Genomic DNA, 10135 nt, shown 5'->3' on the forward strand with positions numbered 1-10135 from the left:
GCCAAGAAGGCGCTGAAGGATTTTTGGGCAAAACACAATCAGGCCGAAGCTCCTTTGACGGCTTGGTATGTGGCTGTCGGGAATGCTGATTGGAAGACCCCGGCTGACGTCAAGTATGCGTTTGGAGCGACAGTTGATTTCGTAGGTGACAATCGCATCATTTTCGACATTAGCGGCAACAAGTATCGTTTGATTGTCCACGTCGCCTACAAGTTTCACCGCGTTCTGATCAAATTCGTCGGCACGCACAAAGAGTATGACAAGATTGATCCGGAGAAGGTGTGATGGAAAACATTCGACCCATTAAGACCGAAGCCGATTACGATTGGGCGATCGCCGAAATCACTAAATATTTCGAAAATGAGCCGGAGGTCGGCTCTCTCGATGGTGACCGGTTCGACGTTCTCGCAACCCTGATCGAGGCTTATGAGGATAAGCACTACCCGATTGAAGCACCGGATCCCGTTGAAGCCATTCATTCGCACATGGAACTGTTCAACCTGTCGCGGAAGGCGCTGGCCGAGGTGATCGGATCATCACCCCGGGCGACCGAGGTGTTGAACAAAAAGCGCGCACTCACCCTGGATATGGTCTTCAAACTGAACAAGGAATGGAAAATTCCCGCCGAAGTCCTCGTGCAACCCTATCACCTTGCAAATGACAGGGGCCGCAGGCGCGCCTAACATGCACCGATTCTCCTAAGCCGCGCGTTTGGGCTCCACCGCGAACGGGCTGAGGCCGAGCCAGGTCTGCATCTTCCTGCCGATGGCCTGGTCGCCGGTCAGGGCAACCCTGGCGCCGGCCTTCTCGACGGTCAGCACTCCCATCCAGATCGCCGTCATCGTGTGCAGGTCGGTCGAGACGTAGAGATCGACATCGAAGCCCGGATCGTACCAGCACAGATCGACCTCACCGTGCTTCTCGACGATCAGCCACCACGACCGTTTGGACGCCGGGAGATCCTGATACAGGAATTGTATCACCGTGCGCCCTTCAGGCAGCGGCGAGGGGTTTAGATTGCGCCGCATGTCCCACATCAGCAACGACGGATCGAGGTTCTTCAGCGACAGCCGGGATTCGACCCATTTCTGCCCCCAGAAGCCCATTGCCTCGACGACAGGACGCAAATCCCGGCCGGCTTCCGTCAGCCGATATTCGAAGATGCCTTTTTCGCCCGGCACTTCCTTGCGCTCGACGATCCCGGCGATCTCAAGTTCCTTCAGCCGTTGCGACAGAAGGGTCGGCGACATTTTGGGGACGCCGCGGCGAAGATCATTGAAGCGGGTCGAGCCGGCCACCAGTTCACGCATCAGCACCATGGTCCAGCGGGTGCACAGCACCTCAGCGGCCATCGATAGCGGACAGAATTGTTTGTATCCGTGCTGGCTCATGATTGGTGCCTCTCCCTCAAACCTGACCGAATATTAGGCCTTCATGAATGAAGCGGCCAGTACGGAAACTGTACTGCCCCGGTACAGATCGCGGACTGGTTGGCGAGGGTCCTGCCATGCGAGCCTTTTGGCCGGTTGCACGGGATACGCCTGTGCACCGCAACCAGGAGACCACCATGACCGCCTACGTTATCGCAGACATCAAGATAAACGACCCGCAGTGGGTGCCGGCTTACGCCGCCTCGGTGCACGATCTCGTCCACAAGCATGGCGGCAGATATCTGTCGCGCAGCGGCAATGTGAAAACGCTTGAAGGCAAGCCGCTCGATACCACGCTGATCGCGCTGATGGCGTTCCCGTCGGAAGCGGCGGCGCGCGCCTTCACCACCGATCCTGCCTACGCGCCCTTCGTCTCGGCCCGTCAGGACGGCAGCGACAGCCGTTTCCAGATGATCGACAACACCGATCTGGCCGGAACGATCCCGTATCTGCCGAAGGGATGATCCTTTTCGGTAGCCGTTACATCAATTTCGGGATCTCCAAGCAACAACAGCCACAGCGCTTGCCTGCCGGGCCTCCGTATTTTCGGCGGCCGGCCAGCTGTGCTTTTTCAAGAAGAATGGAATGAAGATGATATCAAACTTTCGCAGCGGACTTCTTATGGCGGGGACCATGCTGGCAATCTGCACCACCCTCGCGCAGGCGCATCAGGAGCCGGCTGAAGCTGCCTCCGGCCCGCTGGCCGACAAGGTGCGGGCTGTCAACAGCCGGTTTGTCGACGTCAAGGCAGCGGTATCAGAGGGCTATGCGCCTATTCCTTGTGCCAGCGGCATCACCGGCGGCGCCATGGGCATCCACTATGTCAACGGCCAGTATCTGAAGGACGACAAGATCGACATCGCCCGTCCCGAAGCTGTGATGTACGAGCCGATGGCCGATGGCACGCTGAAGCTGGTGGCGGTCGAGTACATCACTTCGAAAGGACCGGCATCGTTGGACGGCCAGCTGTTCAATTTCAACAGCGCCCCCAACCGCTATGGCCTGGGTGAATTCTACGAGCTGCATGTCTGGGCCTGGAAAGGGAACCCGACAGGCACGTTCGCCGACATGAATCCGAAAGTGTCATGCGAGCACGCAATGGCGCCGAGCCAATAAGCAATGAGGCCAGGCGGCATTGACGCCGCCTGGCCCGAACGATCGTTTTGCCTGATCGCCTCAGGCGGTCTTGATCAGACCGAGCTGGGTGAGGGCGGTGACGCCGTCATCGAGGCCGATTTCCTCGACGATCCTGCCGTCAACCACCTTCAGCACCGTGGTGCCGGTGAAGCGCATGGTGCGGCCGGTGGCGGCCGGCAGCGAACCGACGAGGAAGTCGCCGAAGGCTGGGCCGGTATGCGTGCCGCCGCCCTCCCACTGGCCGACGACATAGTCGCCCTCGGCAATCAGGTCGGCGGTGGCCCAGAAGTTGAGGTCCGGGAAGGCGGCGCGGAAGTCGGCCATGAAGGCCTTGATGTCGTCGCGGCCGCGGCGCGGCTCGTGCAGCGAATATTTCAGCAGCATGTCGGGTGCCGCGATCTCGTCGACGACCGACAGATCGCAACGTTCACCCCAGAAGTGGGTGAACCATCTGACGACGACGGCCTTGTTGTCTTCTTGCTTGGTCATTGGAAGGTCCTTGTTGTTGTCGTGCATGGGATCATCGGCGCCGCCGATGATCCAGGGGTCACCGGCTTGCGCCGCTGACCTGGGCAGCAGTAGGACGATCCGCCAGACACAAAACTCCGGTTCCTGCCGGCCAATCGAAAAGGCGGGTTCGGCGCCGGGCAGGGCCGCCTGGGCCGGAACCCGTTCCGCTGAGCCCAAGCATGGCTGCCCCGCCTCAGCTAGACCCTGGAAATCGGATGGCCACGGGAGAAGGCGATGGCAATGAAGAAGACCTATGAAAAGCCGAGGCTCGAGAAGCGCGAAAGACTGTCCGGCGTGACGGCGGGCAATGTCGTGTCGTCGACCTGGGGAAATTGACGGCTGCCTGGAGTAGTTCGGTACGGCCTTGATGAACAGGGGCTCCCAATCAGACGTCGACACTCCGCCCGCGCGGTAACTGTTTCTTCTCTGGTTTTGCCGCAGATTGCGCCGCGGTGGAGCAGGCGAAGCAGACGATGGCGCGTCAGGGTAAGAAAAGTCGCAATGGAACGTTCTGGGCAAAAGCCCTGGAGCGCGCGCATCTTGGCGTCTGGGACTGGGATCTTGTGACCGGCGACTGCTTTTATTCCGCGACCTGGGCGCGGATGCTAGGCTACGATGAGAGCGAATTGGCCAACACCAGCGACCTTTGGCTGCAACTGACCCATCCCGACGACCGCGAGCGGGCGCTGGCCAGCGGCGACCGCCACATTGCCGGCCTGACCGACGCCATCGAGACCGAATTGCGGCTGAAGCACAAGCAGGGACATTGGGTATGGGTGCTCGATCGCGGCGGCGTCGTCGAGCGCGACGCGATGGGAAAGCCGCTCAGGCTGATGGGTGTGCAGACCGACATCTCCAAGCAGAAGGCCGCCGAGGCCGAACTCGAGCAGGTCAATGTGCGGTTTCGCCTGGCGCTCGCCGCCAGCGGCACCGGCATCTGGCACCACGACCTCGCGGGCGGCAAAAGTTATTGGGACCAACGCACCAGGGAGATTTTCGGGCTCGTCTCCGACACCGCCGAAGTCGAGCGCGACCACTGGTTCGGCTATCTGCATCCGGACGACAAGGAGGCCGCGTCGCGCGCGCATCTGGTGCCGCTCGAAACGGACAAGGTCACCGCCGTGCAATACCGCATCGTGCGGCGCGACGGAGAGGTCCGGCACATAGAATCCCTGCTGCGTTTCATCGCCGACCCGCAAATCCGGGACCGCCGGCTGGCGGGGCAGATCCTGGGCACGGTGCGCGATATCACCGAAGACAAGCAGCGCGAGCAGGAGCTTGCCTATGCGGCCCGCCATGACGCGCTCACCGGTCTCTTGAACCGCGCCGCGTTCGACCGGCTGCTGGCCGATCATATCGCGGCCGCGCAGTTGCTGCCGCTTTCCGTGTTCTATGTCGATCTCGACTACTTCAAGGCGCTCAACGATTTTGCCGGCCACGCGGCCGGCGACCTGGCACTGAAAAGCGTTGCGCAAGGCATTCTGGGCTGCCTTCCCGCGACGGCGCATGCCGCGCGCCTGGGCGGTGACGAGTTCGCGCTGCTGATGCCCAATTGCGATGCGGCGCAGGCCGGGCGGCTGGCCGACGCGGTACTTGCCGCGGTTCGCGATGCCGAACTTGGATCGACGGCCACGTCGCGCAAGCTGGCGGCCTCGATCGGTATCGCTTTCGTCGATGACGCCGACACGACGGTGGCCGACGCGCTGGCCTGTGCCGACGACGCCTGCTATGCGGCCAAGGCCGCCGGGCGAAACCGATTTGCCGTCTTCTCCACCGATACGGCATCGGGTTCGGGTGGCCTCAACGCGGCGCGCATCGTCGCCGATACCGTCGATGCCATGGAAGACGGCAGGCTGAAGCTGTTTGGCCAGGAAATCCATCTTCTGGGCCGTCCCTGGCAGGAAAGCCGTCATGTCGAAGTCTTGGCCAGGCTCGCCGCACGCAACGGCCGGCTGGTGCCACCCGGCGAGTTCATTCCGGTGGCCGAGCGGTTCGGCATCGCGTCGCGGCTCGACCGCTGGATCATCCGCACCGCGCTGTCGCGGCATGGTGCCGCCTTGCGTTCGGGGGCGCTGACGCTTGGCTTCAATCTGTCGGCGCAGACGCTGAGCGATCCGCAGCTTTGGGACTTCGTCGACAGCGTCATAGAAGAAACCGGGGCGCCGCATTCGGGCATCGGCTTCGAGATCACCGAAACCGCCGCCGTCACCAATTTCGATGCCGCCGAACAGTTCGTGCGCAAGGCGCGCGAGCGGCGTTGCCGGGTCGGCCTCGATGATTTCGGAGCCGGCATGAGCTCGTTCGAATATCTCCGGCGGTTCCCCGTCGACACGATCAAGATCGACGGTTCCTTCATCGAGCACATCACGCAAAGCCGCTTCGACCGCGAGATCGTGCTGGCCATCACCAGCATTGCCCGTAGCCTCGGCTGCGACGTGGTCGGTGAGAAGATCGAACGGCAGGACACGCTGGCCATGTTGAGCGACATGGGGGTCGCCTTCGGCCAGGGATTTTTGCTGCACCGGCCGGAGCCGCTCGAGCGAATTGTCGCGCGCGCAACCAAGGGAGCGACGGCCCGCAAGGCATCGTGATCCGGGTGCGGCGAGTTTCAGGCCAGGCCGGACTGGCCTGAAACTCGACACTTTCTATCCGGTTCGCCGCGCCGTCGATTGCGGGAACTCCAGCACTCCAGCCTCGGGTCGCCTGTGCTGCGCCTCCGTCACCGCTTCGATCAACAGATCGAGCGCGTCACAGGCGGCACGGCTCGTCTCGTCATTGCCCTGCAGATAATGATAGGCGCGTTCGAGGTGGATGCGGGCGGCTGAAAAATCGCTGGTCAATGGTCCCTCCATGATCCCGCCCTAAAAAGAGCTTGCCGGAGACGAGGGAACGCCGGGTAAATATCCACAAGCGGCTTTTATTCAAATGCCGCCGAATGTTGTGAGCAGACGCGCGGCGTTGAAGCTGCCGATCTCCCCTACGAGGGGGAGATTGGCAGTTTCAACGCCGCACAGCTACACTGCGGCCCCTTGCGCAAGGTGACATCGATGATCGTCCAGGCCTGCATCAACGGCGCGCGTCCGCGCGATTTCCACCCGAAGCTGCCGCTGACTGCCGAGGCAATGGCCAGCGATGCGGCAGCCTGCGTCGCCGCTGGAGCGGCCGAACTGCATATCCATCCGCGCGGCACCGACGGACGCGAAAGCCTGGCAGCCGTCGACGCCACGGTGCTGGCGGTGCGCCGGACCTGCCCGGGAACACTGGTTGGCGTGTCGACCGGCGCCTGGACCGAGAACGACGTCGAGCGGACCCGAGCGGCGATCGCCGGCTGGCGAGACCTGCCTGACTATGCTTCGGTCAACCTGTCCGAACCGGATGCGCCCGCCGTGATGGAGTTGCTGCGCCAGCGTGGTGTAGGCATCGAGGCGGGGCTAGCCGTCGTCGCCGATGCCGAGCGCTTCGTAGCGCTTCCTGGCCACAACCAGGTGCTGCGCATTCTGATCGAGATCGATATCCCCGACCTGTCCGCTGCACTCGATGAAGCGCATGGCATCGCCGCCGTACTCGAGCGCGCCGGGGTAGGGCGGCCGATCCTGCTGCATGGCGTCGACACGACTGTCTGGCCCCTCGTCGAGCTTGCGCATCGCCAGCGCTGGTCGACACGGGTCGGTCTGGAAGACGGCAAGACGCTCGCCGATGGCAAGACAGCCAAGGACAATGCGGAAATCGTCGCTGCCGCCGTGGCGATCTTTCGCGGTGCGCCCGTCGTTGCCTCATAGGCAAGCGGCTTGACGTCTCCGTGCGTGCGAAGGTCTCACGACAAAGGTCGTCGCTCTCCGGCATCCAGCAACCATTGCCGCACGGCTTGCGTCGGCTCGGGGTGGCGCTGTTTTCTCGGCATCACGACATAAAAATCCTGCGTGCCGCGCATTTCGCCGCTGACGGGCTGAACCAGACGGCCGGCGGCGAGGTCGGCGGCGACGAGAAAGCGGCTGGCCAGCGCAATGCCCTGGCCGGCCACCGCCGCGTCGATGGCGAGGCCGGTCTGGTTGAAGCGCATGCGTTTGAGTTCGGTCGTCATCTTCAGGCCGACGGCCTTTTCCATGAATTCCGGCCACAGATTGTGGGCATCGTGCAGCAGTACGTGGTGCTGGATTTCGGAGGCCGCGATCTCGATCGCGCCGGCCGGCAGCAGGGCCGGGCTGCACACGGCGACGATCTGCTGGGGAAACAGCAGGTCGACGACCAGCCCGGCGCCGAAGGGTGGGCGGCCCTGCCTGACCGCGATGTCGACGCCATCGGCCTGGAAGCTCGACAGGCTTTCGCTGGCCAGTACGCGCAGGTCGACCAGCGGGTGGTGCGCGACGAAGTCGTGCAGTCTCGGGATAAGCCATTTGGTGGCGAAGCTCGGCGTCACGCTGATCGTCAGCCGCGCCGGCTCGGGACGAAGCAGCAGCGTCGCCTCCGAGATCAGGTCGAAGGCGCGGCGGATGTTGGGGACATAGGCGCGGCCCTCATCGGTCAGCGCCAGGCCGCGCGGCAGCCGCTCGAACAGCTTCGTGCCGAGATCGGCCTCCAGCCCGCGAATGTGCTGGGCGACCGCCCCTTGCGTGACGTTGAGCTCTTCGGCCGCGATGCGGAAGTTGAGATGACGCGCCGAGGCTTCGAAGGCGCGCAGCGCATTCAACGGCGGCAAGCTGAGGAAGGTTTCGGGCATGCAGTAGTTTTTCTACAGGTTGATTTCAGGCATTCTGGTTCGAACCGACGGGGAAAACCAGCTATATCGACGCTCAACTCCCGAAAACACCGCTTGCGGTGCCCGCAAACCCTGAGAGGAAAATCCGATGAGTGTAGAAAAAGTAGCTGTGGTGGTGGCCGGCGGCAGCGGCATGGGGGCGGCGGCGGCCAAGCGGCTGGCGGCGGACGGCTTCAAGATTGCCATTCTTTCCTCTTCGGGCAAGGGCGAGGCGCTGGCCAAGGAGCTTGGCGGGCTCGGCGTCACCGGCTCCAACCAGTCGAACGACGATCTGCAGCGCCTCGTCGACCTGACGCTGGAGCGCTATGGCCGCATCGACGTGCTGGTCAACAGCGGCGGCCACGGGCCGCGTGCGCCGATCCTCGAGATCACCGACGAGCAATGGCACACCGGCATGGACGTCTACCTCCTCAACGTCATCCGGCCGGTGCGCATCGTGGCGCCGCAGATGGTCAAGCAGAAGGGTGGGGCCATCATCAACATCTCGACGGCCTGGGTGGTCGAGCCGAGCCCGATGTTCCCGACGTCCGCCGTGTTCCGCGCCGGCGTTGCCGCCTACACCAAGATCTTCGCCAACACCTATGCCGCCGACAATGTGCGCATGAACAATGTGCTGCCCGGCTGGATCGACAGCCTGCCGGCCACCGAAGAACGCCGCGACAGCGTGCCGATGCAGCGCTACGGCACTTCGGAAGAGGTCGCCGCGACCATCGCCTTCCTGGCGTCGGAGGGCGCCGGCTACATCACCGGCCAGAACATCCGGGTCGACGGCGGCATTATACGCGCTATTTGAGGGCGTCGGCCGGGAGGGGATTCCGGCATCTCACCCCAAGGAGCAAATAATGCGGCTTTTGATACTCGGCACCGGCTGGATGGCGCAGGAACATGCCCGGCGCTTCAGCGCCATCGAGGGCGTCGACATTGTCGGCGCAGTCGATGTCGATCCGGCGCGGGTTGGCGAGTTCGCCGACAGCTTTGACATTCCCAACCGCTTTACCGGGCTGGAGGAGGCGCTGGCATGGGGCGAGTTCGACGCGGTGGCCAATGTCACGCCCGACCGCATCCACCACCCGACCACCATGGCGCTGATCGCCGCCGGCAAGCCGGTGCTGTGCGAAAAGCCGCTGGCCGAAAACTTCGGCAAGGCGACCGAGATGGCCGATGCCGCCGAGGCCGCCGGCATCGTCAACATGGTGAACCTCACCTATCGCAATGTGGCCGCGCTGCAGAAAGCGCGCCAGATGGTGCAAGCGGGCGAGATCGGCACGGTCAGGCATGTCGAGGCGTCCTACCTGCAAAGCTGGCTGGTGTCGAAATTCTGGGGCGACTGGCGCACCGATCCGAAATGGCTGTGGCGGCTGTCGCGCGGCCACGGTTCCAATGGCGTGCTCGGCGATGTCGGCATCCACATCCTCGATTTCGCCAGCTATGGCGCAGCCGTCGACATCGACCATGTCTTCTGCCGGCTGCGCGCCTTCGACAAGGCGCCCGGCAACCGCATCGGCGACTACGGACTCGACGCCAATGACAGCTTCGCCATGACGCTGGATTTTTCCAACGGCGCCTTCGGCGTGGTGCATGCCAGCCGCTGGGCAACAGGCCATCTCAACGAACTGCGTCTGCGCATCTATGGCGAGAAGGGCGGCATCGAAGTGGTGCACAATCTCGACGGTTCGACGCTCAAGGCATGCGTGGGGGAGAATGTCGAGAACGCCATATGGGAAGAGCTCGACCCCGGCACGGTGGAGACCAACTACCAGCGTTTCACTGACGCGGTGCGCACGGGCGTGCAGGCCGAACCGTCCTTCCGCCATGCGGCCGAATTGCAGAAGGTGCTGGATCTGGCCGTGGTGTCGGACGAGAAGCGGGCCGAGCTGAGAGCGAACGCGGAAACGCGGTGAGGGCTCGCACCTCGCGCCCATACCGCAGTAGCTGGAAGGGGCCGAGTTCTGTCAGACTCCCCTCTGGCCTGCCGGCCATCTCCCTCGCAAGGGGGGAGATCGGCAGCTTCAATTGCTGCGCCTGGTAAGTCATCAGTGCCCGCCTCCTGATCCGTGTCAGGTGGCTTCAGGGGCCGGTCACGAGCGAAAAAACCAGTTTCTGCAAATTGCCGCCATTGCCGAATTCTATACGGTCGAAGTCGCGGCTTGCCTGCACCCGCGCCTTCGAGATCGCGTCGAGCCGCTTGACCACCTCGGCCCTGGTCTTGCTGCATTTGGGATCGTCGGCGACGGTCAGGCCGTCCGTCGCGGCTTGGATGTCGTGGACCATCTGGACCATGCTGGCGCCATGCACCTTCTCA

14 protein-coding genes are annotated in these 10135 nt (G+C 63.3%); 9 read left to right on the forward strand and 5 right to left on the reverse strand.

The window, feature by feature from the left end; translation table 11 throughout:
• The coding region (locus tag EN879_RS12230; RefSeq protein WP_245493815.1) for a type II toxin-antitoxin system HigB family toxin at positions 1-285 on the forward strand (285 nt) is incomplete at its 5' end.
• Positions 285-683 (forward strand): type II toxin-antitoxin system HigA family antitoxin, encoded by a 399-nt coding sequence (locus EN879_RS12235; protein ID WP_024501642.1) that lies wholly within the window; start codon positions 285-287, stop codon positions 681-683. The genes EN879_RS12230 and EN879_RS12235, both read left to right, overlap by 1 nt.
• Before the next feature lie 15 nt (positions 684-698).
• On the opposite strand, the gene EN879_RS12240 is transcribed toward EN879_RS12235, so the two are convergent.
• Positions 699-1391, reverse strand: coding sequence for a helix-turn-helix domain-containing protein (locus EN879_RS12240; RefSeq protein WP_024501641.1), 693 nt, complete (start codon positions 1389-1391; stop codon positions 699-701).
• A 176-nt stretch (positions 1392-1567) separates the two neighbouring features.
• Between EN879_RS12240 and EN879_RS12245 the strand changes: the two genes are divergently transcribed.
• Positions 1568-1894, forward strand: a complete 327-nt coding sequence (locus EN879_RS12245; RefSeq protein WP_013530739.1) for a DUF1330 domain-containing protein — start codon at positions 1568-1570, stop codon at positions 1892-1894.
• A gap of 121 nt (positions 1895-2015) precedes the next feature.
• Positions 2016-2546, forward strand: coding sequence for a hypothetical protein (locus EN879_RS12250; RefSeq protein ID WP_181172688.1), 531 nt, complete (start codon positions 2016-2018; stop codon positions 2544-2546).
• Between the two features lie 60 nt (positions 2547-2606).
• On the opposite strand, the gene EN879_RS12255 is transcribed toward EN879_RS12250, so the two are convergent.
• On the reverse strand, positions 2607-3056 hold the full coding sequence (locus tag EN879_RS12255) for an ester cyclase (protein ID WP_063170282.1): 450 nt from the start codon (positions 3054-3056) through the stop codon (positions 2607-2609).
• Between the two features lie 255 nt (positions 3057-3311).
• Between EN879_RS12255 and EN879_RS12260 the strand changes: the two genes are divergently transcribed.
• Entirely contained in the window at positions 3312-3413 is a 102-nt protein-coding gene (locus tag EN879_RS12260) for a hypothetical protein (RefSeq protein WP_013530742.1), read from the forward strand.
• A 137-nt stretch (positions 3414-3550) separates the two neighbouring features.
• Complete coding sequence (locus tag EN879_RS12265) at positions 3551-5668, forward strand: EAL domain-containing protein (protein WP_063168575.1); 2118 nt, start codon at positions 3551-3553, stop codon at positions 5666-5668.
• 54 nt (positions 5669-5722) lie between these two features.
• On the opposite strand, the gene EN879_RS12270 is transcribed toward EN879_RS12265, so the two are convergent.
• Entirely contained in the window at positions 5723-5917 is a 195-nt protein-coding gene (locus tag EN879_RS12270) for a hypothetical protein (RefSeq protein ID WP_024501638.1), read from the reverse strand.
• A gap of 207 nt (positions 5918-6124) precedes the next feature.
• Between EN879_RS12270 and EN879_RS12275 the strand changes: the two genes are divergently transcribed.
• A complete protein-coding gene (locus tag EN879_RS12275; RefSeq protein ID WP_063170281.1) occupies positions 6125-6856 on the forward strand; it encodes a 3-keto-5-aminohexanoate cleavage protein in 732 nt (243 codons plus the stop codon).
• Positions 6857-6891: 35 nt separating this feature from the next.
• On the opposite strand, the gene gcvA is transcribed toward EN879_RS12275, so the two are convergent.
• Positions 6892-7794: a transcriptional regulator GcvA gene (gcvA, locus tag EN879_RS12280; RefSeq protein ID WP_063168574.1), complete on the reverse strand. Its 903-nt coding sequence runs from the start codon at positions 7792-7794 to the stop codon at positions 6892-6894.
• 127 nt (positions 7795-7921) lie between these two features.
• Here gcvA and EN879_RS12285 point away from each other — a divergent pair, with 127 nt between their 5' ends.
• Together EN879_RS12285 and EN879_RS12290 are read left to right on the forward strand one after the other, a co-directional pair.
• A complete protein-coding gene (locus EN879_RS12285; protein ID WP_024501629.1) occupies positions 7922-8626 on the forward strand; it encodes an SDR family oxidoreductase in 705 nt (234 codons plus the stop codon).
• Positions 8627-8675: 49 nt separating this feature from the next.
• The gene (locus EN879_RS12290; RefSeq protein ID WP_063168573.1) at positions 8676-9734 is read left to right on the forward strand and encodes a Gfo/Idh/MocA family oxidoreductase; all 1059 of its coding nucleotides are present in this window, start codon (positions 8676-8678) and stop codon (positions 9732-9734) included.
• A 166-nt stretch (positions 9735-9900) separates the two neighbouring features.
• Here the strand turns inward: EN879_RS12290 and EN879_RS12295 are convergent.
• Positions 9901-10135: DUF922 domain-containing protein (locus EN879_RS12295; RefSeq protein ID WP_127274068.1), on the reverse strand; the 235-nt coding region annotated here is incomplete at its 5' end.

Source organism: Mesorhizobium sp. M7A.F.Ca.AU.002.02.1.1, from assembly GCF_003998535.1.
Lineage (GTDB): Bacteria > Pseudomonadota > Alphaproteobacteria > Rhizobiales > Rhizobiaceae > Mesorhizobium > Mesorhizobium ciceri.